Origin of the sequence: Actinocorallia sp. B10E7, from assembly GCF_039871655.1 — a bacterium.
In the GTDB taxonomy this organism is placed as follows: Bacteria; Actinomycetota; Actinomycetes; order Streptosporangiales; family Streptosporangiaceae; genus Actinocorallia.
This window is the reverse complement of the sequence record NZ_JBDPLZ010000008.1, coordinates 195022-216700: the sequence shown is the minus strand read 5'-3', so window position 1 is coordinate 216700 and position 21679 is coordinate 195022. Positions and strand designations below refer to the sequence as shown.

The window sequence follows — 21679 nt, the reverse complement described above, 5'->3', positions numbered from 1 at the left end:
TGTTCTAGACCAACTTACCCCTCGAACTGGAGCCTCCATGGAGACCACCGCCGCCGAAGTTCTCTCTTTGTTCAACGTTACTCGGGCTACCGAAGAGGAGTTCTCTTCTTGGAAGAAAGACAGAAACCGATGTAATACTGTTGTTCCACATGTGCTCGGCCACAAGACCAAGGTTCTTTACCGTGTAACCCCTGCTGACATTGATCGAATCCGGAAGAATAAGGATCCAAGAAACCATGCGCTAGGGGATATTAAACGGCGAGAAGGAGAGATGGTGGGATCCATCGTGGACTGGGAGCCAGATTACGCCGTCACTCATGTCCTGCACTATGCTCTTGAGGAGATCGGGGAAGTTTTCACCTGGCAACATTTTCAGTCTTTCTGTGAGGAAGATCCCAAGGCCCGGGAGATGCTCTGGATGCCGGCTATCGAGAAGGTGGAGGAGGCAAAGAGGGCAGGCTGGAGCTACGTCCAAGCACACAATGCTATGCGCTGGCGTATCGGGAATTTTTATTACTCATTCATTCGTGAAGTTCACCTGGTCGCCAGCCTTCGGATGCATGAAGTGGATGTTCGGTCACACCCGCTTGCAGATGCGCTATTTCGAGTTGATGCATGGTGGGATCGCACCATCCTGAGCCTTTACATAGGGAATAGAAAATTTAAAGGGGGTGGTAGTAGGGGAAGGAAGAAGAGGCCAGAGGATCTTCTCCGGAATGCCATCCCTGGGTTTAGCTTTAGATCTATTGAGCTGCTACCTGCGGATAGGTTTGGTGTCGTTTATTTGGCTTCGGAGCGTGATATAAAAAGGGAAGTGAATAGACTCAAATTTTCTTAATGTGGCTGTGTCAATTTTCCTGTCATTCTCATTCTATATTCCGTATTCTTGAAGTGTGGATAGCCCTAAAGCGTGCTGTCCTGGCAGCTACAAGATCATGTCTGGCTCTAGCTGTGATTTCGCTCTGAGCAGAGAGCAGCTACTGAAAAATCTGGACAAAATATCGGTTTTTCCTGGTATGTCTTGCATATGGCCGTTGTTGACTCTGTCGAGCACCGTATTGCTTTTGATGCCCTGGCTAGTGCGGACCTGATCGTGGATGCTGTTTACATGGGCGGGAGTAACGGGACTACCGCTGATGATCCGATCTCGAAGCTGATTCCCGGGGTTGGCAACCAGGGAGGCTTCCGGCACGCGGGATCTCCCAGGAAGGGAGCCGTCCGGTTGGCTGTGCTCTATACGAGCGGTGGCGAGGTGGACTGGCCAGACCACCTGGATCTGCAGACGGGTACGTTTACGTATTACGGGGATAACCGGACTCCGGGACGGGATCTGCATGACACCCCTCGAGCTGGCAACCTGCTGCTCAGAGATGTCTTCATGGCTTCTCACGGAACGGCTGGAGACCGGGCCACAAAAGTGCCCCCGTTTCTCTTGCTCGAGAAGGCCTCTACTTCGGGGAGGTCGGTTCGCTTCAGGGGGCTACTGGCTCCAGGAGGACCGACGATGATGGCTGATGATGAGCTAGTTGCGATCTGGCGCACGACGGCCGGTCGAAGGTTCCAGAACTATCGTGCTCGCTTCACAGTGCTCGATGAGGCTAAGGTTTCCCGGGAGTGGATCCAGCACTTGCTGAATGGTGGTAATTCACTTGAAGGTGGATGCCCTGCTAGTTGGCGAACTTGGGTGGAAGGCCGGGCTTACGCATCTCTTCTAGCGCCATCTACCTCGGTTATTAGGTCTCGTGAAGATCAGTTGCCTACTAGCTCTGTCGGCAAAGAAATGCTGGAGCAGATTCGTGAGTTTTTTCGAGATCGCGAACATGACTTTGAAGCATGTGCCGTAGCTATCTGGCGCATGATTGCGCCTAGTACGGGTCCTGTCGACATTACTAGGCCAAGCAGGGATGGTGGACGTGACGCCATCGGTGCTTACATGCTTGGTCCGACAGCGAACCCAATCGCGGTTGACTTTGCCCTAGAGGCTAAGTGCTATTCTGGGAAAAACTCGGTGGGCGTCAGAGAGGTCTCACGGCTCATCTCTAGGCTCCGGCATCGCAATTTTGGCGTCCTTGTCACGACCTCCTACTTCAATACGCAGGTTCAAGAGGAGATACACGAGGATAAACACCCGATAGCGCTCATCTGCGGGAGAGACATTATTGAGGTCCTCCGGCAGCAAGGCCATACCACTGTGGAGTCTCTCCTTAGGTGGCTTGAACAGAGTTTCCCCAGGTAGACCCCGTCAGCCTTCGGAAGCGGTCTGTCGCTCTGTTCAGAGCAGCAGGTTGATCAGCTGGTCTGTGTCGGCGTTTGCGAGAAACTTCTCGATCCTCTTGGCGGAGGGAGGGAGGTATGGGCGGTACTCGGCCACTGAGAGAACGAAGGTCCACGCCCTGAGGCGGTCAGGGTGAAGGGCCTGGTGCGCGCTTAGCCCGATGAGGCGGGCTTCGGTGGTGGTGGGGCCGTCTTGGATGGCGATCCAGAGGGCGGCTTCGGCGTTGAGGTCGCCTGAGGCGCCCAAAGGGTCGATGGCGTACCAGCGGTCGGGGCCTCGGAGAATGTTCTTGGCCTGGAGGTCGGCGTGGAGGACGTGCCGGGTCGTTGTGGTCTGGAGAAGGGCGTCCAGGACACGTTCGGCGTCTTTGATGTTGGCGACGTCGTTGGCGTAGCGGGGGTCGGCGAAGCGGTCTCGGGCCCAGTCGAGGCGCATCTCTGCTATCTCGGCCATGTCTTTCAGGGGCGGGGCTTGGGGGAGGAGTGGGTGGTTGAGACGGTCGAGGAGCGCGCCGAACTGTTGTGAGTCGGTGTGGTCCGCGGTGGCCCAGGCGGTGGTGCCGGGGAGGATGCGGGTCATGAGGAAGACGCCTGAGTCGCTGGCCTGATCGAGGATCTGGGGAGTGGCTTCGGACGTGCTCCAGTGCTGGAGGAGTCGCAGTTCGTTCAGGCCGGCTGCTTCGTCGACGGGAATCTTCAGGACTGCTGGGGTGCCGCTGCTGGTGGTACAGAAGATGCAGCAGGACATGGCTCCGCCTTCGGCGATGCTCTCTGGATGCAGGTTCCACTGTCGGCAGTAGAAACCGATGCGCTCTGGGAGCTCTCTCAGCCAGGCGTGCCCGTTCTCTTCGCCGCGTAGGAAGACGATTGCCTTGACCAGGCTTTCGGGGATCTCGGGAATCCTCACGACAGAGCCTCCTTGAGCTGGGCAGCTACGGTTTCGACATCACTCGCGTCGTTGTAGATGTGGGTGGAGAGCCGGAGGATGCATTCGCCGGCGGTGCCCGGTCCTACCCAGGTGCGAACTCCTGCTTCCTGGAGGAGGCCTTTGACATCAGCTACGGACAAGCCGTCTATGACGAATCCGCGCAGACGTGGTGGGAGATGGGAAGGGGCCGCGGTAGGGCGTGCTCCGACCGAGGTCAGGAGATCTACTGCGTGATCGGCGAGTTCCTGGCACTGCTCGATGAGCTTTTGTTCATGCCATGAACGCCACTGCTTGACGGCGGTGTCCAGGGAAAGCCGCGGTACGGGGTCGAAGGTGCCAGGCCATGAGAAGCGCTCGATGAGATCCGAAGAGTCCCAGCTCAGTGATATCTCTGCTGGCTTGATGTGAGGAGCGAGACTTTCGTGTAGCCAGAGGAAGCCGACCGGCCTCAGGGTGGGGAACCACTTGTGGAGCGTGCCGAAGACAGCGTCGACACCCCAGAACAGAGGCTCGAGGGGCACGTGGCCCGGGCCGTGAGCCGCGTCTAGGAGGAGGCGGCCGCCGCGCCGGTGTACCCAGTCGGCTATGTCGGTGACAGGGAAATGGATAGCCGACGAGGAGGAGACCAGGCTCATCTGAAGGTAGGTGACTGGGCCTGGGACAAGGGCCTCAAGTGAGAAAAGAAGCTGGTCCGGGCCTTCGAAGGGGAGCTGTACGGGAACCCGGATCATCGTGGCGCCGACCCGTGTACATGCGACTTCCCAGGCACGCAGGATCGAGGAGTACTCGGTCTCAAGCGCTACGACCACGGAGTCTTCGGCTAGTGGGAGAGAACTGATCAGTGCGGCCGCACCCGAGGTGGCATTCGGGCACAGTGCCGTGTTCTCGGGAGCCAGGTTCAGAGCCGCCGCCGCTGTCTGGGTCGCCTGCCGGAGATGTTCGGTCAGGTGCGAGCCGAGGAAGAAGGTGGGGTCTGATTCGATCTGCTGCCGTATCCGGTCGGCGTGACTGGTGACCAGTCGGGAGGCCAGGCCATAGGACGCATGGTTGAGGAGCACCAAGTCAGGGGCGAGGAAGAAGTCGTCCTGAGCCGAGGGCTTCACGTCCGGATGCTACCCCTCGGCTCGGAGGCGCGAACGCAGCCGGGGAAGGTCTGCGACATCGAACCGGAAGATCGCGTCGGCGGCCTCGGCTTCTGCTTGGGGGGCTTCCAGCCATCTGACCGCGAAAGGCACAGGCTGCCAAGTCGGTGGGCGGGAGGCGAGTGCGCGGAGGTGCTGGGTCAGTCGTTCTCGGCGTTCAGGGTCGACCATCTCGCGATCGCATGCGGTTGTCAGTCCGTTGAGCATGGCGTCCCCCGCACGGCGCCCGTACAACTGCTCCAGCTCATGCAGCTGGCAGGCCAGGGTCGTCGTCGCTCGCCCACCCGCGTGGGTGTACCCCGAGTCGTAGTAGTGAGAGAAGGTCTGAGCGGCCTCGGGAACACGTCCTTGAAGTCCGAGCACCCGGCTGGAGTCGCGTAGATGCCAAGGGCTTTCGCTCGCGACGCCGGAGGCTTTGGAGTTCCGGGCGAGTTCCTCCAGGAGGCGCCAGGCCCGGTCGAGTTCGAGGCAGGCCATGGCTTTCTTGCTCAGCCAATGCACCGCTTCGTACTCGGCGTAGGGGTGCTCCTTCTCGCGCGCGACTTCGATCGCCTTGTTCAGCCACTGTTCTGCGGCGACGGGGTCGTATCCCGCCAGGTGAGCGAGACCGCGGTGCCCATATGCCCGTGACTGGAGTTCAGGGTCCATGCTCATCTCCGCGACCACGTCGCAGAGCTGAATGCAGCGTTCAACATCTTGGACGGGGCCGCACAGCGCGATTTCCGCATGCAACATCAGGGCTTGGGCCAAGGTCTCGCTCGGGCCTGAGCTGGAGGCCGCCAGCTGGTCGATGAGCGCACGGCATTCGGCCCAGCTGTTGGTCATCCTGAGGTTCCGTGCCCACAGCAGCTGCAGTTTGGCTTCCCGCTCCGTGTCAGGGGAGTGGGACCGCAGCTGTTCGGCGGCTGTCGCACATGTGATTGCCGCGTCGAAGTGGTTGCCTCCGGCAGCGAGGCATTCGGCCAGTAGCTCCAGGGTGTCGAGTGTTCGTGCGGTTCCGCGTGCCTGCTCGACCGCGACCTCGGCGAGTTCCTTGGCTTTCGATACAGCGCCGAGTGTGAACTGCCGACGACATGCCGCGGCGGCGAATGCCGCGGCTTTGGCACGGTTGCCGGCGGCGACGGCGATGGCGACTGCCCGTACTTGGAGTTCGTCATCCCAGGGATGTTCGGCTTCCAGCGCCTCTAGGAGCTTCTGGTGCTGGCGGCGCCATCGGGGGCCGTTTTGCGAAGCGCGCTGGCGCAGCACTTCGGCGAGCAGCGGATGATGAAGGGTGTACCGGTCGAAGCTTCCTCTGGGTTCGGCAGGACGGACCAGGCTGTGCTCGGTGAAGAGGACGTCGAGACGTTCGTAGACGTCATCGATGTCGGCTCGGGCGAGCTGGGCGAGGTATTCGACTTCGAAGTTGTAGCCGATCAGGGCGGCGGCTTCGAGAAGGCGCTGGTCGGATGGCCTGAGGAAGGAGAGCCGCTCGTCCAGGATCGCTGTGATCTGGCTGGGAGTTCCAGCGTGTGCGGCCACGGCCTGCTCGCCCAAGCGGACCAGGGACTCCGCGAACAGCGGGTTGCCGGCGCTGAGCCGGATGATCTGGGAAACAGACTGGGCGGGCAGCCTTGATCCTCCTACCTGGCGGATGAGCTGTTCGGTTTCCCGAGCGGAGAGCGGCTCCAAGTCGACTTCAAGGCAGTCGGCGCGGTAGCGGCGAAGACGGAACACCGCTCGTCTGAGCGGATGGGTTTCGGCGCCGTCACCGGTCTGCAGGTTGTCGGGCCGGTAGGCCAGGACGAGCAGTAGGGGACCTTCGACTTTGAGGGTCATCGTGATGAGCAGATCGATTGTCGCAGTGTCGGCCCAGTGCAGGTCGTCCAGGACGAGCAGGAGCGGCCCCCGGGAAAGGAGGTCCTCTACCAATCGGATGAGCTGATCCAGTCGGCTGTCCATTTCTGGGGCGGGATTACCGTTGTCGGCTATCGATCTCCCGGTTCGGATACCTGCGGCCAGGAGGTGGCCGACGACCGGGACGGATTCCACCCAGTCGGGAGCGTGGAGGCGGAATGAGTCGGCTACACGGTTCAGCAGGTCCCTCGAGCCGGAGCGTTCGGCGGAAAGCGTGAGTGAGCGCAGGCATTCGCGCACCGCTTGAAAGGAGTCCGAGGCCAGGGAGTTCAGCATGGCCTGGCCGTATCCGACGAGGAGTCCTGTCTCTGAGTAGCGGCTCACCGCGTGATCGGCCAGCGAGGTCAGAAGGCTGCTCTTCCCGACACCGGCTTCGCCTCGTACGACGACGACACCGCTGGCGCCCTGTGTGATGCTCCGGCCGAGCTCATCGAGGAGGCGTGAAAGCTCGCGGTCCCGTCCTACCAGTCGAGGGGCCGCAGGGGGATGCGACAAGAGACCGCCACCTCTCAGTTTCCGCCGCCTCGACAGAGCACCGGTTCGAGCCCTGGGAGACTCGCCACTCCGACTAGTCGAATATTTATGACGTTTCCGGCAGATTAGCGGACCGGCCGGGGGCAGCCGGAGAGGAGATCGGTCTCGGAAAGCCGATTATCTTCACATGGCGGATTTCGATCTGAGAATGAGAAAGGCCTGGCCGATGCCTCTTTGGAAGAGGATCGACCAGACCGATGGCGAATCTGAAGACAAGAGGTTCGTGAAAGAAATCGATCGTCGGGGCTTGGCGGGTCAGGCGTCGAGAGAGGCCCAGACCCACTTGCCGCCCGACGGGACGGGGTGGTGGCCGCAGGACGAGGAGAGCGCCAGGACGAGGGGAAGCCCCCAGCCTCCGCCGTTGTCCCAGGTGTTCGGGGAAGCGTCGAGGGCTTCGAGGGTGAGTTCGGCGGCCGGCTTGGCGATGGGGAGGGCGGGGGCCGGGTCCCAGACGGAGATGAGGATGCCCTGGCTGTTGTGGTTGAGGCGGAGTCTGATGCGGGAGTTGGGGGCGGCCTTGCTCGCGTTCGTGATGAGTTCGCTGGCTACCAGGAGGACGTCGTCCAGGCGGTGGGTGCAGCCCCACTGGGTGATGCGGCGGGTGATGAGGGTGCGGGCGAGGCGGGCGGCGGTGGGACAGGCGAGCAGGCGGAGGTTCAGTCCGTCGGTCATGGTTCTCACGCGGGTCTCCCAAGAGCGGGTTTGCTGATTCCATCACGAGAATCGCATCGGATGGCTACGCTCCGTTGTGCCTTCTGAACTCAGAAACAAGGAGGGTGCGTGCCCAAGAAGCGTGATCCGCTGAACCCGAGGCTCTCGCTCTGGCATCTGCTCGCGTTCCAGCTCCGCTATCTGAGGGAGCTCAACGAGTTGAGCCTCGCGCAGGTAGGGGCCATCATCAACGCCGCCCGGTCGACGGTCTCGAACATCGAGGCCGGGAGGCTTCGTATCGACGAGCGGCAGGCCGCGCTGCTGGACCAGAGGTACGGGACGGGTGTTCTGCTCCAGACGCTCCTGTACTTCGCCTGCATGGGGCATGACCCGGAGTGGCAGCGGCAGTACGCCGACTACGAGGCACGGGCTCGGATCATCAGGATCTACCAAGGGCAGGTCGTCCCGATCGGGCTGCAGACGGAGAGGTACATCCGGGCGCTGGTGGAGGAGAGCGCCGCCACCAACGTCGAGATGGGCGTCACAGCTCGGCTGAAGAGGCAGACGGCCCTGCTGGAGCGGGAGCCGGCGCCTTGTCTCTGGGCGTTGCTGGACGAAGGCGTCCTGGAGATTGAGGTCGGCGGACGCGAGGTGATGCGGGAGCAGCTCGAGTACCTGCTGGAACTCGGTCGGCGCCCGAACGTCTCGGTGCGGATCGTCCCGAGGTATTCGGGTGCGCATCTAGGCCAGGACGGGCCAATGCGGATTATCAGCCTGAATGTTCGAGATCTCGCCTATATCGGGGCGCGTAGGGGTGGCAGGCTGGTGGAGGCGCCCGGAGAAGTCCGGGATCTGGTCTTCGAGTTCGACTGCATCGGGCAGAAGGCAGCCTCCGAGGACGAGTCTCGGAGGATCATCCAGCGAGTGTTGGAGTCCAGGTATGGCGGTTCGGTGGCGTAAGAGCTCCTACAGCGGCGCGATCAACGATGAGTTGTGTGTCGAGCTGGCACGTTTCCCGCAGAGCGTGGGTATTCGGGATTCCAAGAACCCTAGCCTCGGGCACCTCGCGTTGACTCAACGGCAGTTCGCGCGGTTGGCGTCCGGGCTCAAAAAGCAGGACTGACGCTGGGCGGCGGCTTGCCAAGGCTGCGGATTTGTCGTGCGAGACGTTCGGGGCCGACGCGCTGGCTGCGGGAGACGCCCACTTCGGTGACCCGTAGATCCTTGATGTGTCGGCTCATCCCCCGCTGTCACGCTCGTTGAGCCCCCGAAGGCTGGCTTCGGTCTCGCCTCTCCTGTCGACCTTGCGGGCGCTGCTGCCGCCGAGCGTCCAGTCGGTCACTCCGTCGGCGTCGGCGTTGATCTCCAGGCGGAAGGGGCCGCGCAACATCTGGCCGGCGAACATCGCCACCTCGGCGACCGAATCCGTGTCGGGTGGCAGCAGCAGTGCCGCTGGTGCGACGTCCAGCACCTCGCCCAGTGCGACCAGTTCCTCCGCCGTCACGTAGGAGCGGCGGCCGTTCTCGAAGTTCGCCACGATCGACCGGTCCCAGCGCACTCCAGCCGCAGTCATCTCCTCGGCGAGTTTTGCCGCGGACCATCCCCGTTCGTTCCGCAGCCTCTTGATTCGTGCGGCTATGAGCCTATGAACCGATCTCTGTGTCACAGCAGCACATTAGCTCTCTGCTGGACACAGTTCAACGCTTCGGATTACTGTGCTCAACAGACCTGTACTGAGCGTGAGGAGCACAGAGGATGTGTGGTGCACGCGGGCTCGCCACCTCGGAAGCAGCCGCCGCGCACCTTCAGGTCCTCCTGCGCGCCCTCGACGACCGGGCACATAACGGGGGAGGCCCCGCCCGCAACAGGGTGGGATGCCATCGCCGTTACCGCTGGTCGGATGATGAGAAGCGGATCGACGAGCACCGGAGAGGCGGACCCTCGGTGAGCCCGGACGGCCGACCTGCGGAAGGCCGGTGATGGGCTACAAGCTGCGTCGCGAGATCGCCGACCGCCTTCCCCCTAGCCTGTCCAGCGGGGAACGGCTCGTGGTGCTGGAGATCGCCGATCAGGCCAACGACATGACCCGGCAGGCGTTCGGCAGGGACCTGCTCGACATCGTGGCGCGCCGTACCGGGTTCGCCGGCACGAAGCAGGTCGGCAAGGTACTGGGCAAGCTCGCCGAGAAGGGCATCGAGCTGCGCGTCCAGATCGTCAAGAACGGTCGGCCTCTGGTCGACAGGCGAGGGCGTCCGGTCTTCGCCTACGAGGGGCACCAGACCACCTACCGGATCCCGGTCTTCGACCCGGTGGTCTCCCCGCCGGGGGACCACTCGGGCGCAGACGACTCTTCAGAGGTCTCCCGGGAAGGGGACCACTCCGGAGCAGAGGTCCCCCCGTCGGCCCCCAGTGGTCCCCCGCCTGGTCCCCGGTGGTCCCCCGCTGAGGGCTCAGTGCTCCCCCCAGCGGGGGACCCTTCTCCTCATCTCCCCTCAGAGTCTCCTCATCTCTCCTCGGTGGACGCGCGCTCCGAAGAGGAGAAGAGCGACCTGAACGAGATCGTCGAAGACCGGATCATCGAGCTGCTCGCCGAACACACCGGACGGTCCGTGAAGCGCTCATGGGCTTCGAGGGTGCGCCGCGAGATCCTCGACGGCCGTGACGTCCGCGACCCCGTCCGCTACGTCGCCGCCGCCGTCAAAAGCGAACCGTTCCGGTACGCGCCTCAGGACGCCCCGTGGGACCGGCGCGTGCCCGAAACCGGCCCTGCCGACCCCGACGGCTACAAGCGCAACGCTGCCCGTGCACGCGAACTGCTCGCCGCCAGACTCAGAGGACGGACGTGAGTGGCCGCCAAGCGGTCGATCGGCTGCACGGCGGAGACGTCAGATCTTCCCGATGCCGAGCGTGTTCTCAGAGGGCAGCATTCCCGAGCCGATGGCCTCCACCCAGAGCGGACCGAGGAGCTCGGCGAGCCGCGCGGTGCCCTCATCGCCGAGCGCCTGCCAGGGGGCGACGGCCAGCTCGTCGGTGCGGTGCTCGACCTCGGCGCGCAGGCCACGGCCCGCGTCGGTCGCCGCGCCGTCGGCGTCCATGAACCCCCGCGCGACCAGCCGTTCGCGGGCGGCCATCCACTCGGGCTCGCTCCAGCCGCGGCTTGCGAAGACCTCGGCTGGCGCCGCGCCGATCGAGGCGAACGACACCAGGGACTCCACGGGGTCGAGGCCTGCGGTCAGGAGGGCGGCGAGATGGCCGTCGCCCCGGTGCTCGCGCAGGATCGTCGCGGCCTGCCACAGCACAAGGTGCGGCTCCCGGGGCCAGGGCAGTTCGGCGTTGGCGGCGGCGAGCGGGCGGCCCTCGGTGCGGGCGGCCTCCGCTGCCGAGCGGGCGAGCCCGGCGGCCTCGGCGAGGTCAGATCCTTCGATCCGCTCGCCGAGGAGTGCGCGGTACATCCGGTCGACGCCGCAGGTCCGGGCTGCGAGTACCTTCTCGGGTGCGGCGACGTCCCAGACGGCGGGGACGTGCTCGGCGACCATGCGCGGGCTGAAGCTGTAGAACGCGGAGGTCACCTGGCGGGGTCCGGGTGCCCCGAGCGGTGACGCCCGCAAGGCGAAGTAACTCGGCCAGCGCTCGCTGGTGTCGTAACCGAGAGCCTCCATCTCTTCGAAGACCTCGGGGGCGTAGTAGACGATGGCGTGCAGGGGCTCCAGGAGGTGCCACATCCGCCGTGCGAGTCCGTTTCCGTTACCCATGATCCCTCGTTCCACGATCCGTACATCTTGACAATGACTAGATTGCGCTCGGCGGGCAAACTTGTCAATGCCTAGATTGCGCGTAATCTGCTGACCATGACCACCGAGCGCGCCTACCACCACGGAGACCTGCGGCGGGCCATCCTCGCCGCGGCTCTCGACGTCATCGCCGCCGAAGGGCCGACGGCCCTGTCCCTGCGCGACCTGGCCCGGCGCGCGGGCGTGTCCCACGCCGCGCCCGCACACCACTTCAAAGACCGCGCGGGCCTGCTCACCGCCATCGCGGTCGAGGGCTACGGCCTCCTGGCCGCCACCCTCCAGAAGGCGGAAAGCCTGCGCGACCTGGGCCTCCAGTACGTGCGCTTCGCCGCCGCGCACCCGGCGCACTTCCAGGTCATGTTCCGCCCGGAACTCCTGCGCCCGGACGACCCAGAACTCCTCGCGGCCCGTGAACGAACCCGCAACCAGCTCCACACGGCGGTGGAGGGCTACAGCGACGACCCGGCCATCGGCGTCATGGCGGCCTGGTCGATGGCCCACGGCTTCGCGACACTGCTGCTCTCCCACAACCTGGACGGCCTGCTGGACGGGCGGGATCCCGAAGAGGCCTTCCTGTCGCTGACGAACGAGATGTTCCAGTCCGCGAAGAACCCCGCGACAGGCTGACTCGTACCTCCGGAGTCAAGAGGACGACGGACGTACGGCTCGCGGTGTCCACGACCTGCCGGGCATGGCGATCTCGATCCGTCGACCAGGCAGCCCGGGAGGCGACGTTGCTGCCCGTGCCGTTTTCAGCGGGTCAGAACCGGATGAAGTCGAACTGGAGCTTGCCGACGACCGGGCGGTGGGGGCTGTGTCCGATGGCGGCCCAGTCCTCCCCGAGTCCTTGGAGCCAGCCGGGGAACCGGCCCAGGCGCTGACCGTCCTCCACACGGTAGACCAGCACGTGGGGGCGGGTTCCGACGGCGCCGCTGACTGAGACGAGACGGCCGGTGACAGCGGTCTGCCAACTCGCCGATGAGCCTTCCAGCCCGGGGTCGGGTGCCGTCCACAGTTGGCGGCCCGTGGCGAAGTCCAGCAGCGTCAGGCTTCCCTGGTCGGCGTGCTGGCGGACCAGGAGAGTGCGGCCGTCTCCGTCGATCGGCACTCCCTTGACGTCACCGCGCCAGACCGTACGGCCGACCTCCAGGTCGAACACCTGGGGGTATCCGTCCTCGGTGCTGGCCGCTATACGGCTGCCCGCGCCGATGAACGAGTACTGCCCTGACTGGGCGTCGGCCAGCCAATGTCGGCAGCCTCCGTGGGCTTCTCGGCCGCTGAAGACCTCACGTTTCCACTTCTTGCGCCCGGACTCGACGTTGACCGCGGTGAGGGTGACCGTGCAGCGGTCGTCGCCGTCCGGCGGGTCGTGCTCGGAGGACACCAGGGTCCGGCCGACCACGACCTCGTGCCAGCCGCTGGTGATGCGGCCGCGTGTCAGGCGGCCGGACTTCGCGTCGCGCGCGCCCACGGAAAACCCCTGGTCGTCCTCATGGAGTTCGGCGGGCAGGTAGGAGCCGGTGGCCGGTACGAACGGCAGCCGTGCCCCGATGCCGTCCTCTCCCAGCCAGGCGTCGCTGCTGCGGACGTTCCACCGCGGTTCACCGCTGCGCCGGTCATGACGGGTGGTGGTGCACTCGTCGTCCTTTCGGCAGGTGACGGTGAAGATCGCGTCCTCGGCGACCCGGAGCCCGCTGAGGGAATCCTTGCGCCACAGGATCCGGCCCGTCGCCGGGTCGGCGACCGAGAACGCCTTGATCCGATCGTGTTTCTCCAAGAGCACGATTAGATCACCGCTGACGCGCAGGCCTGCGGAGGGAAAGCTCCACAGCTTCCTGCCGGTCTCGGGGTCGGCTCCGAACATCTCCTCGTCGTTGCGGACGACGAGGACACGGCCGATCATCACCGCGGTGTTCATCCCGGTGGGGCCCTGCATCGACCAGCTCGCCGGCGGCCCCTCCCGCGGTTCCGGCTCCGGTTCGGCCACATCCAGGCTGCACGCCGCCACCCCGGCGAGCACCGCCCCGAGCGACACACACCCACGAAACCATGAGGAGGCGGACATGCCTGCATTATTCCGATCACGTCCGCCGGTGTGGAGGGCCGCCCGAGTACCGGCTTCCACGCCGCCTCAAGCGCTACACCAAAAGTCCCGTTAGCCTGCCCTCGTGCATCTCGACCTCGTGACGCTCATCGTCGACGACTACGATCCGGCGATCGCGTTCTTCACCGGCGTCCTGGGGTTCGACCTCGCCGAGGACAGCCCCGCCCGCACCAACGACGGCCGCCCCAAACGCTGGGTCGTGGTCCGCCCGCCCGCCGCACGCACCGGGTTCGTCCTGGCCCGCGCCGACGGTCCCCGCCAGTCCGCCGCCGTCGGCGACCAGGCAGCGGGCCGCGTCGCGTTCTTCCTGCGCGTCGACGACTTCGCCGCCTCCCACACCCGCCTGACCGCCGCGGGCGTCCCCTTCGTCGTCCCGCCCCGCGACGAACCCTACGGCCGCGTCGCCGTCTTCACCGACCCCTGGGGCAACCGCTGGGACCTCCTCGGCCCTCCGCCAGGCTCCTGACTCAACGGCTACGCCACTACCCCGAAAACCCCTTCTCTCTCGAGCACGAACTCCCCGCTCGGAGACATCAGAACGAACTATCGGCCTCGATTTCCGGGGACCGGCCCGCTGACGGGACTTTCCGCCTGGAGTGGCGCTGCCGGATCCCGGGGGTCACGGCTGACGCCTCTCGGCGAACCGTGACCGGTTCGGGCGCGTCTGAGTGTCTATGACCACCCCTGACCTGCGGTTGCAGCGGCTGCGCGGAACCTGGCTCTACGGCACGCTGCTCCTGTCGCTGGGCGCCTTCGCCGTCGCGATCGCCCTGGCGCCGCCCGCCGGGACCGATCCCGGACGGGCGCTGACGGGGCTGCTGTTCTTGGGCAGCTCCATGCATGTCGCGGCGACCGGGTGGTTCTACACGCTGCCGGAGATCCGCTCCCACGCCCGTGCCCACCTCGGCCGGTACGCGATCGTCCCGCTGGCGCTGGTCGCAGGGACGGCCGCGGTCGCCGCCGCGCTGTCGGAGCCGGCCTTCCGCTGGGCGCTGTACGCCTTCTTCGCCTGGCAGTTCTTCCACTTCCAGAAGCAGAACCTGGGGATGGCGGCGCTGGCGGCGAGCGCGCTGCGGGCCGGATCGTTGTCGCGCGAAGAACGCAACGCGGTGGCCGTCACCGGAATCGCCGGGACGGTCGCGCTACTGGCCAGGCCGGATCTGCTCGCCCTGCACGACGCCCATCTCGCGCGGGTGTTCCCCGTCGCATGCGCGGTCTTCCTCGCCGGGATCGGCCTCGGCCTCTACGGCCTGTACCGCCGCGGCAGCCGGCCGCCCGCGTTCGTGGCGATGTACCTGGGCTCGCTGCTGTTCTTCACGCCGGTCTTCCTGCTCGACGCGCCGTACGCGGCCGTCGCCGGCCTGATCGTCGCGCACGGGCTGCAGTACCTGCTGATCGTGGGGATGGTGGCCGTCACGCCGCGTCCGGGCGGCGGCCCGCTCGGCGTCGCGACGATGCTCGTCATCGCCCTGGTCGGCGGGCTCCTGCTGAACCTCGCCTCCCACCTTCACGGCTCACCGCACGCCTGGGAACGCGCCCTCTACGGCGCGTTCCTCGGCGCGACGATGGCGCACTTCGTGATCGACGCGGGCCTGTGGCGGCTACGCGAGGAGTTCCCCCGGCGCTTCCTCACCGCGCACCTGCCCTATCTGCTCAGGCCCTGATCAGCCACCGCCGCAGCCGGGCACCTCGCTCGCACCCACGAAGCCCGCGAACAACGCGATGACCCCCACGACCACCAGCAGCGTGGACACCACCGCCACCACCGCCCAGCGCCGCTTCCCGCGGGGCCGCTCCGGCTGCTCGGTCTCGTACCAGTTCGCCTCAACCACATCGCTCATGCCCGTCAGACGCGCAAAACGGACGAGCGGTTCGCTACCTGTCGACGTCGCCCACGACGAAGAACAAGCCGCCAAGGACGGCGACCATGTCCGCCACGAGCCTCCCTCGAGCACCTCGTTCAGAGCCCGGATGCCGTCGAACGACGCGCCGCGGGTCTCTGTTCCGTCAGCGACGCGTCTGATGGTCGAGTACCCGGGCCATCAACCGGGTGAGCTGCTCGCGCTCGTCGGGGGAGAGAGGGGCCAGGAGCTCGTCCTGCGCCTTGTCGAGCTCCCCGCCGATCCGGTGGAATTCCCGTTCGCCGGTCTCGGTGATGGTGATGATGTTGCGGCGCCGGTCGGCGGGGTCGGGGATCCGGACGGCGAGCCCCCTGTCGGCCAGGTCGTTGACGGCCTCGACGACGTAACTGCGGTCGATGGAACACCGTCGGCCGAGCTCCGCCTGGCTGGCCGGGCCGAACTCCTCCAGGGCCGCCAGCAGCGCGTACTGGTAGCGCCGGCAGCCGGTCGCGTTGAAAGCCTCACCCGACAGCCGGGCCGCGTGGATGGCGATCTGCGTGATCAGCCAGCTCGGGGTGTCCCGCAGCCGGGCCGGCGGGCGGTGTGCGTCGGTGGTGGCCATGGCTTCACCCTAACCAGGGCCGTTGGCAAGACCCACAATCTGTGCGACGGTCGCCACGATCATGACCGTGCAGCGCGCACTGGACCTCTCGGCAGTCCAGCAGCAGTGAGTGATCACCATCTTCGTGCTCCGCTACGGGGTTTCTTGCTCCTCGGCGCCGCTTCCAGGGCATTCAAATGGTTCTACCTGCAGAGATGCTCGACTTCCGCGAGGATGACTCGAGTGCGGATTCAGGAACGGAACCTGCTGTAGGGCGACTTCGGCGAAGCATGGCTGGAGGCGGTAGCTGCGGCATGCGAGATCCTGCACGGCCGCCCGACCACACTCGATCTGCAGAAAGCCGACGTGCTGCTGTCGTATCGGGGACTGCTGAACGGGACTTACAACCCGTCCGTTCTCGTACAGGTCAAGACGACCACTGATCTGCGCAAATTGCCGGACGGCGACTACAGCTACGATCTCGACGTCGATACCTATGACGTCCTACGGAGGGACGACCACGCCGTCCGGCGGGTCCTCGCAGTGATCGGCTTGGCGGACAACGGGGAGCGGATCCGCACGTACCCCGACGGGACGCTTCTCGTAGGGCGCGGCGCCTGGGTATCGCTCGAAGGCCTGCCGGAGTCGGGTAACTCGAGCACGCAAGCAGTTCGTCTGCCGGCTGCAAATACCTTGGACGGGTCGGGGCTGACGCGGATGATGGGCATGCACGGGGTCAGGAGCTCCACACCCGTGCCTGAATTCGATGTGTGGGAGCTACTTTGAACATGTCGGAAGGTGCTCGCGAGAGGGAAGCCGTGACGACTCCTGGGCTGACGGAACTGACCTCCTATCTGCGTGGTTCCGGTTGGACGCTTGAGGACGACGATGAGCGCACTACGCTGTGGCGGCCTGGCGTACCCGTGAACGGCATCCAGGTCGTTCTGCCGGTCAAGGAGCACGTCCTCGACTTTTCAGACCGTGTCCAAGAGGCATTGAAGACGATCGCTCATGTCGAACGCCGTCTCCCACGAGAGGTGCTGGAGGACATCGCCATCGGCGGTGCCGATACGGTCGCGGTGCGGCTCACGCCGGACCTTCCGTCCGGTGAGGCGCCTTTGGGGCTGGCCCATACGGCGATCAGTTCGCTGTGGACGCTGGTGGTGGCGTCAGCGTCCTCGCTCGAGGGGAAACCGCTGGTCCTCCCGTCCCGGAGGTCTCGACGTGCCGAGGTCTACGCTGATCGGGCCCGCTTTTCGACCCAGCCCGGCAGTTTCGTCCTCTCACTGTCGCTTCCCTTGGAAGACGGCTTTCCGGAGCCGCAGGCCCAAAGGGAGATGGACGGCCAGGAGCAGCTGGTGCCGACCGTGCATGAGCCGTTCGGCCGACGAGTCACCCAGCGGATGATGACCGCTGCCCGCCACGCCCGGCAACTGGCCGAAGCCGTGTGCGAGGGAACCGAACCCCTCACCGCGTTCGGCCGCCAGAGCTTCGTCAACGCGACGGAGTTGGCCGCTCTCGGCGGACTCGGCGGACCTGAGCACGATCCCTACCAGGTCAGGTTCGCGCTGTCCCCACGTGCGGGAAAACCCACCCCGCCAGAACTGCTGAGGATCACGCCGGGACAGCAGCGGATTCTGCGAGAAGCAGCCGATTACCTGAGGACCAGACAGCCTCGCACCGGAGTGACCGTGACAGGGCACGTCATTCGTCTCTTCCGAGAAACCGGGCCGGGGCCGGGTGAGGTCGTCATCCTCGGCGTCGACGACGACACCGGTATTCCTAGGAGAGTGCGAGTGGAACTCGCGAAAGAGGACTACGTCCGTGCACTCAACGCTCATGCCCAGGGCTTGCAGGTCAGTGCCACCGGAGACCTTGAGATCCGCGGTAACCGCAGAAGCCTGCGCGGACTCAGTTCGTTCGCCGTCGTTGCCGGGCTCGAAGACGACTGAGCGGGAAACGTCCGACGGGTTGTGATGCGCCCGGTTCGTTCTTGTTTCTTCCTCAAAGGCTCGTCTCGGTCTCGTCTCGACGCACGCAAGTCCCTTTCCCTCGGTGATGGCTTGATTACTGTTGGCCATTCACTGGTCGGGTCCGGGAAGCTTCGGGGGCGTTGTGGCAGGAGACGACTTTCGGCTGCGGATGATCCTCGCGGACGTGCAGGAGATGTCGGACCGGCATTGGCGGCAGTTCGACACCCCCGTGCGGCTGATGGACGGCAAGGCCTGGGTGGGGCCGTCCGCGCGGGCCTTCGAACGGGAACTGCGACGGAACCGGCAGGTGCTCCAGACGCAGTTGCAGAAGGCCGTGGACTCGCTGCGCAGGCCGGGGGTCGGCAGCGGGGCGGGCGTCGTCCGGTGAGCGGGGACGGGTGGCTGGAACCCGGGGTCTGCGGAGTGCAGTTGAGCATGTTCGAGCAGCTCACCACGGCAATGAGCCGTTCTGAGGACGATCTGGAGCGGCTCGCCCGGCGCCTCTATACCGCGTTGGCCTCAGCGGGGGCGGATACCGGGCCCGCACTGGAGATCTCCCGGGTCGCTCAATGGGCCCGTGAGGTGGGGCCGGACCTTCGACGGCGTCATCGGCTCGCGCAGGACCTCGACGCGCAGCAGCCCAGGTCGGCTTTGAGCGTGGTGGACGGGGTGTTCGTCCGACTGCCGGACGGGCGATCCGATCAGCAGGCGCAGATCAGCGGGTATCAGGCGGCGGATCTGTTCGAACAGGCCACGGCGGGGGACAGGGGAGCGCTGCGGTCGCTGCGGAACTACGAGCAGTTCGCCGGTGATCCCTACTTCGCGCGCGGGCTGCTCGAAAGGCTCGGAGCGGTCGGAGTGCTGAACGTCCCTTTCGGGCTGACCCGGACGCTTCAAGCCGACGCCAACCGGCATGGCGCGATGCTGGACGCCAACACGGCCGACACCCGGGCGGCCATGGAACTGCTGGGACGGGCACTCGCCGACGGGACGCGGCCGTTGAGCGCGGGATATATGGGGGACGATTTCCTGACCGCCCTCACCGCCGCGGGGAGGGCCGGATTCCCTCCCGAGAACAGCCACCCGCGGTACTTCGGATATCAGGGGCTCGGCACGATCCTCGGCTCCGCCCCGGGCGCGGTGAAGTACTCGGATGCGTTCATGCGCGTGGTCGGGAGGGACATGCTCGCGCATGAACGCCAGAACGACATTTCCTCCTGGCGGGCCGTGCCGGACGCCGCGGGGATCTACGCGTCGGGTGCTTTCAATAGCGAGGGCGAGCAGCCGGGGCATTACCTGCAAGGGCTGCTCATGGCTGCCGGGGCGTCGCGAACGGGGGCGCAGATCCTGCTCGACTACACGCCCGCCGGAGAGACCTCCAGCAACCTGCGCTATCTGCTGCATGACCGTCGCCGGGTATGGGCGGGCACGGACCACGGGGCGGCACTCGGGCACGTCCTTCGAACCGCCGCGTCGGGGGAGGACGAACGGTCCCGGGAACTCTTCGACGAGATCGTGCGGGTGCTGGGAGCAGACCAGTTGAAGCTGATGAAATACGAGGCCGGCGGGCTGAAGATCAGTGACCGGGAGACGTTCGACGAACTGTCGGGGCTCCGGGCGGCGATGGGCGACCTTCTGATCACCCAGCTCGACCACGTCTCCACGAGGCTTTACGCGGCAGAGGACTCAGGGCACATCGCGCGAGGATCGCGGGAGCAGACGCGGCTGCTCCTGGCCGTCATCGCCGACACCGTGACCGACGACGCCGCCTACACCGCGTTGTTCAAAGCCCACGTCGGGCACCTGAGGCTGTGGATCGACGACCAGCGGAGCAAAGGACGGGAAGGAGAGATCGGGCTGGCGATGGACGCCAGTGCGCTGGGACGCCTCCTCGCCCTGCGCACCGAGACGATGAAAGCGCTCAAAGTCCAGGAGGACAAGGTCAACGCCTCGCTCAAAGCGAAGATCGACTTCGGGCTGGGGCTGGTCGACCCGACCGCCTACCTGAGCCGTTTCAAAGTCCCGCCCGAGATCACGGGGCCCGCGGGGGCGAAGGTCTTCGACGAGATCAGCAAGTACCTGGTGCAGCGGTTCGGAGAGAACACGGAGAAGGAGAACACCGAGAACCACCGGGTCAGCGACGAAGACCGCATGCGCGACCTCGTCAACCAGATGCTGCTCTCCTCCACGGTTTCGTACTTGGAGCACGACTCGGAGGATGTAGCGGGTTGGCCTTTCGAAAGAGGTGGGGAGATCCTTCCGCCTTCCACTTGGGACCAGGCTCAGGCTGAGGCTTTCTACCGGTGGTGCAAGGAGCGCGACGTCCCTGTTCCCGAAGCAGGCAGCGGAGTCAACGAAGCTATTGAAAGAGCGCATGACAGAGCTGTGCGTAGTTTCGCGGAAGCCGGAGGGCGGGAATGAAGTCGTCTTTGCTCCGCAAAGGCAAGCTAATAGGGCCGATATTTGGGGCTTTGCTCGTCACGACGCAGTGCAGCACAGAATCGGCTGATCCCAAGCCTGTAGGGTCCTCAACGCAAGCGGTTCCGGATACCCAGCCAGTAGCAGACTCTGCTCCGTACTGGTGTGGACTTACTCCAAAGGCTGCACTAGAGAACATCACGGGCATTGAAGATGGGCTTTCGGAGTATCCGGAGGGATGGCTTGCAGAGCAAGGCGGTTGCCTGGTCAGGGACGGTAGTCCCGCAGGACCGCTTGGAATCAGCTGGAACAAGAGAGCAGGACGTAAGACGGTTCTGCGGCAGGAAGCCAAGTACCGGGACTACAAACGCGGGCGGCTTCCTGCAAAACTCGGATACGGGTTCATCGCCTATGCCCCCGGCTACACCCACGATCGGCCGTACTACGTGATCGCGCACTTTCGATGCGGAACCATGGAGCCGTGGCTGAGTCTTGATGTCAGCAGGGTGCGGGACGGCCGTGATTATCGGGAAGACCTCACCGCGCTGATGCGGATCGCTGAGAAGCGTTTCGGTGCCTTGCACGGCTGTGAGCCTGGTCCACTGACCAGGTAGCAACGCATCGAAAAGAATGATGATCATCAAAATAATTCGTTTGTCGTGATGTATCCGGGCGGCGGATGCTGAGGGGCGACGGCACCGATCCTGCACTGGAGGGCATCATGACCACCTCACCGCGCGTCGCGATCGTGACCGGCGGTTCCCGCGGCATCGGGCGGGAGGCCGCCGAACGGCTCGGGGGCGACGGGTTCGCGGTCGTCGTCACCTATTCGGGCGGCAAGAGCGAAGCGGACAACGCCGTCGCGAAGATCACCGAGGCCGGCGGGGCCGCGATCGCCGTGCGGGCCGACGTCGCCGACGAAACCGAGGTCGCGGCGCTCTTCGACGCCGCGGAACGGGAGTACGGGGGCGTCGACGTCGTCGTCCACGCGGCGGGCGTCATGATCCTGGCGCCCCTGGCCGACTTCGACCTCGAAGACCTGGACCGCATGCACCGCACCAACATCCGCGGCACGTTCGTCGTGGACCAGCAGGCGGCCCGCCGGGTCCGGAGGGGCGGCGCGATCATCAACTTCTCCACCAGCGTCACCCGGCTGGGGCTGCCCACGTACGCGGCCTACGCGGCGTCGAAGGGAGCCGTCGACGCGATGACCCTCATCCTGGCCCGCGAGCTGCGCGGCCGCGACATCACCGTCAACGCGATCGCTCCCGGCCCCACGGCCACAGAACTCTTCCTCAGCGGCAAGGACGAGGAGACCGTCGCCCGGATGGCCGCGCAACCGCCGCTGGAACGGCTCGGCACCCCGGACGACATCGCCGAGGTCGTCGCCTTCCTGGCCGGGCCGGGACGCTGGATCAACGGGCAGGTCGTGTACGCGAACGGAGGCATCGCCTGAGCGCCGTCTCCCGGTGCGGTGTTGACGATGAGAGATGGGCTCTTTAGGCTCTCGTCCATAATCAGACAGA

General features: G+C 65.3%; 21 protein-coding genes and 1 pseudogene. 13 read left to right on the top strand and 9 right to left on the bottom strand.

All coding sequences use genetic code 11. From position 1 onward, the window contains the following. The first annotated feature begins 37 nt into the window (after positions 1 to 37). Positions 38 to 838, top strand: coding sequence for a hypothetical protein (locus ABGB12_RS26460; RefSeq protein WP_347682166.1), 801 nt, complete (start codon positions 38 to 40; stop codon positions 836 to 838). A 189-nt stretch (positions 839 to 1027) separates the two neighbouring features. After that, entirely contained in the window at positions 1028 to 2236 is a 1209-nt protein-coding gene (locus ABGB12_RS26455; protein ID WP_347682165.1) for a restriction endonuclease, read from the top strand. 36 nt (positions 2237 to 2272) lie between these two features. Here the strand turns inward: ABGB12_RS26455 and ABGB12_RS26450 are convergent, their stop codons facing one another. The 4 genes from ABGB12_RS26450 to ABGB12_RS26435 form a co-directional block, all read right to left on the bottom strand. Then, positions 2273 to 3181 carry an aminoglycoside phosphotransferase family protein gene (locus ABGB12_RS26450; protein ID WP_347682164.1) on the bottom strand — a complete coding sequence of 303 codons (909 nt, stop codon included), beginning with the start codon at positions 3179 to 3181 and terminating at the stop codon, positions 2273 to 2275. Continuing rightward, positions 3178 to 4305 (bottom strand): aminotransferase class V-fold PLP-dependent enzyme, encoded by a 1128-nt coding sequence (locus tag ABGB12_RS26445; RefSeq protein WP_347682163.1) that lies wholly within the window; start codon positions 4303 to 4305, stop codon positions 3178 to 3180. The genes ABGB12_RS26450 and ABGB12_RS26445 overlap by 4 nt, the downstream gene beginning before the upstream one ends. Before the next feature lie 9 nt (positions 4306 to 4314). Then, the gene (locus tag ABGB12_RS26440; protein WP_347682162.1) at positions 4315 to 6735 is read right to left on the bottom strand and encodes an AAA family ATPase; all 2421 of its coding nucleotides are present in this window, start codon (positions 6733 to 6735) and stop codon (positions 4315 to 4317) included. A 294-nt stretch (positions 6736 to 7029) separates the two neighbouring features. Further along, complete coding sequence (locus ABGB12_RS26435; protein ID WP_347682229.1) at positions 7030 to 7446, bottom strand: ATP-binding protein; 417 nt, start codon at positions 7444 to 7446, stop codon at positions 7030 to 7032. A 108-nt stretch (positions 7447 to 7554) separates the two neighbouring features. Here ABGB12_RS26435 and ABGB12_RS26430 point away from each other — a divergent pair, with 108 nt between their 5' ends. Together ABGB12_RS26430 and ABGB12_RS26425 are read left to right on the top strand one after the other, a co-directional pair. Continuing rightward, positions 7555 to 8385, top strand: a complete 831-nt coding sequence (locus ABGB12_RS26430) for a helix-turn-helix transcriptional regulator (RefSeq protein ID WP_347682161.1) — start codon at positions 7555 to 7557, stop codon at positions 8383 to 8385. Next, positions 8366 to 8548 carry a DUF397 domain-containing protein gene (locus tag ABGB12_RS26425; protein WP_347682160.1) on the top strand — a complete coding sequence of 61 codons (183 nt, stop codon included), beginning with the start codon at positions 8366 to 8368 and terminating at the stop codon, positions 8546 to 8548. Before ABGB12_RS26430 ends, ABGB12_RS26425 begins: the two co-directional genes overlap by 20 nt. Positions 8549 to 8662: 114 nt before the next feature. On the opposite strand, the gene ABGB12_RS26420 is transcribed toward ABGB12_RS26425, so the two are convergent. Further along, entirely contained in the window at positions 8663 to 9091 is a 429-nt protein-coding gene (locus tag ABGB12_RS26420; RefSeq protein WP_347682159.1) for a helix-turn-helix transcriptional regulator, read from the bottom strand. A gap of 313 nt (positions 9092 to 9404) precedes the next feature. Between ABGB12_RS26420 and ABGB12_RS26415 the strand changes: the two genes are divergently transcribed. Then, positions 9405 to 10271 (top strand): hypothetical protein, encoded by an 867-nt coding sequence (locus ABGB12_RS26415; RefSeq protein WP_347682158.1) that lies wholly within the window; start codon positions 9405 to 9407, stop codon positions 10269 to 10271. A gap of 39 nt (positions 10272 to 10310) precedes the next feature. On the opposite strand, the gene ABGB12_RS26410 is transcribed toward ABGB12_RS26415, so the two are convergent. Beyond that, positions 10311 to 11177: a hypothetical protein gene (locus ABGB12_RS26410; RefSeq protein WP_347682157.1), complete on the bottom strand. Its 867-nt coding sequence runs from the start codon at positions 11175 to 11177 to the stop codon at positions 10311 to 10313. Between the two features lie 96 nt (positions 11178 to 11273). On the opposite strand from ABGB12_RS26410, the gene ABGB12_RS26405 reads away from it, so the two are divergent. After that, positions 11274 to 11843: a TetR/AcrR family transcriptional regulator gene (locus ABGB12_RS26405; RefSeq protein ID WP_347682156.1), complete on the top strand. Its 570-nt coding sequence runs from the start codon at positions 11274 to 11276 to the stop codon at positions 11841 to 11843. Positions 11844 to 11976: 133 nt separating this feature from the next. Here ABGB12_RS26405 and ABGB12_RS26400 read toward each other — a convergent pair whose 3' ends face one another. Further along, complete coding sequence (locus ABGB12_RS26400; protein WP_347682155.1) at positions 11977 to 13251, bottom strand: PQQ-binding-like beta-propeller repeat protein; 1275 nt, start codon at positions 13249 to 13251, stop codon at positions 11977 to 11979. 133 nt (positions 13252 to 13384) lie between these two features. Here ABGB12_RS26400 and ABGB12_RS26395 point away from each other — a divergent pair, with 133 nt between their 5' ends. Both ABGB12_RS26395 and ABGB12_RS26390 read left to right on the top strand, forming a co-directional pair. Next, entirely contained in the window at positions 13385 to 13786 is a 402-nt protein-coding gene (locus tag ABGB12_RS26395) for a VOC family protein (RefSeq protein WP_347682154.1), read from the top strand. A 208-nt stretch (positions 13787 to 13994) separates the two neighbouring features. After that, positions 13995 to 14984: a hypothetical protein gene (locus tag ABGB12_RS26390; RefSeq protein WP_347682153.1), complete on the top strand. Its 990-nt coding sequence runs from the start codon at positions 13995 to 13997 to the stop codon at positions 14982 to 14984. On the opposite strand, the gene ABGB12_RS26385 is transcribed toward ABGB12_RS26390, so the two are convergent. Both ABGB12_RS26385 and ABGB12_RS26380 read right to left on the bottom strand, forming a co-directional pair. After that, positions 14985 to 15161: a hypothetical protein gene (locus ABGB12_RS26385; protein WP_347682152.1), complete on the bottom strand. Its 177-nt coding sequence runs from the start codon at positions 15159 to 15161 to the stop codon at positions 14985 to 14987. 166 nt (positions 15162 to 15327) lie between these two features. Further along, positions 15328 to 15783: a MarR family winged helix-turn-helix transcriptional regulator gene (locus ABGB12_RS26380; RefSeq protein ID WP_347682151.1), complete on the bottom strand. Its 456-nt coding sequence runs from the start codon at positions 15781 to 15783 to the stop codon at positions 15328 to 15330. A gap of 270 nt (positions 15784 to 16053) precedes the next feature. On the opposite strand from ABGB12_RS26380, the pseudogene ABGB12_RS26375 reads away from it, so the two are divergent. The 5 genes and pseudogenes from ABGB12_RS26375 to ABGB12_RS26355 form a co-directional block, all read left to right on the top strand. Beyond that, positions 16054 to 16548: pseudogene (locus ABGB12_RS26375) on the top strand (DUF4365 domain-containing protein); the annotation flags it as partial. Positions 16549 to 16550: 2 nt separating this feature from the next. Then, entirely contained in the window at positions 16551 to 17714 is a 1164-nt protein-coding gene (locus tag ABGB12_RS26370; protein ID WP_347682228.1) for a hypothetical protein, read from the top strand. Between the two features lie 205 nt (positions 17715 to 17919). Next, a complete protein-coding gene (locus tag ABGB12_RS26365; protein WP_347682150.1) occupies positions 17920 to 18123 on the top strand; it encodes a hypothetical protein in 204 nt (67 codons plus the stop codon). 41 nt (positions 18124 to 18164) lie between these two features. Beyond that, positions 18165 to 20156 (top strand): hypothetical protein, encoded by a 1992-nt coding sequence (locus ABGB12_RS26360; protein ID WP_347682149.1) that lies wholly within the window; start codon positions 18165 to 18167, stop codon positions 20154 to 20156. 718 nt (positions 20157 to 20874) lie between these two features. Then, positions 20875 to 21609, top strand: a complete 735-nt coding sequence (locus ABGB12_RS26355; protein WP_347682148.1) for an SDR family oxidoreductase — start codon at positions 20875 to 20877, stop codon at positions 21607 to 21609. The last annotated feature ends 70 nt before the right edge of the window (positions 21610 to 21679 follow it).

Bases quoted from the DNA above. Each gene is read 5' to 3' on its own strand.
- ABGB12_RS26380 (WP_347682151.1), bottom strand. From the start codon at position 15,783: ATGGCCACCACCGACGCACACCGCCCGCCGGCCCGGCTGCGGGACACC.
- ABGB12_RS26455 (WP_347682165.1), top strand. From the start codon at position 1,028: ATGGCCGTTGTTGACTCTGTCGAGCACCGTATTGCTTTTGATGCCCTG.
- ABGB12_RS26410 (WP_347682157.1), bottom strand. From the start codon at position 11,177: ATGGGTAACGGAAACGGACTCGCACGGCGGATGTGGCACCTCCTGGAG.
- ABGB12_RS26405 (WP_347682156.1), top strand. From the start codon at position 11,274: ATGACCACCGAGCGCGCCTACCACCACGGAGACCTGCGGCGGGCCATC.
- ABGB12_RS26435 (WP_347682229.1), bottom strand. From the start codon at position 7,446: ATGACCGACGGACTGAACCTCCGCCTGCTCGCCTGTCCCACCGCCGCC.
- ABGB12_RS26370 (WP_347682228.1), top strand. From the start codon at position 16,551: ATGTCGGAAGGTGCTCGCGAGAGGGAAGCCGTGACGACTCCTGGGCTG.
- ABGB12_RS26460 (WP_347682166.1), top strand. From the start codon at position 38: ATGGAGACCACCGCCGCCGAAGTTCTCTCTTTGTTCAACGTTACTCGG.
- ABGB12_RS26385 (WP_347682152.1), bottom strand. From the start codon at position 15,161: ATGAGCGATGTGGTTGAGGCGAACTGGTACGAGACCGAGCAGCCGGAG.
- ABGB12_RS26415 (WP_347682158.1), top strand. From the start codon at position 9,405: ATGGGCTACAAGCTGCGTCGCGAGATCGCCGACCGCCTTCCCCCTAGC.
- ABGB12_RS26425 (WP_347682160.1), top strand. From the start codon at position 8,366: ATGGCGGTTCGGTGGCGTAAGAGCTCCTACAGCGGCGCGATCAACGAT.
- ABGB12_RS26355 (WP_347682148.1), top strand. From the start codon at position 20,875: ATGACCACCTCACCGCGCGTCGCGATCGTGACCGGCGGTTCCCGCGGC.
- ABGB12_RS26390 (WP_347682153.1), top strand. From the start codon at position 13,995: ATGACCACCCCTGACCTGCGGTTGCAGCGGCTGCGCGGAACCTGGCTC.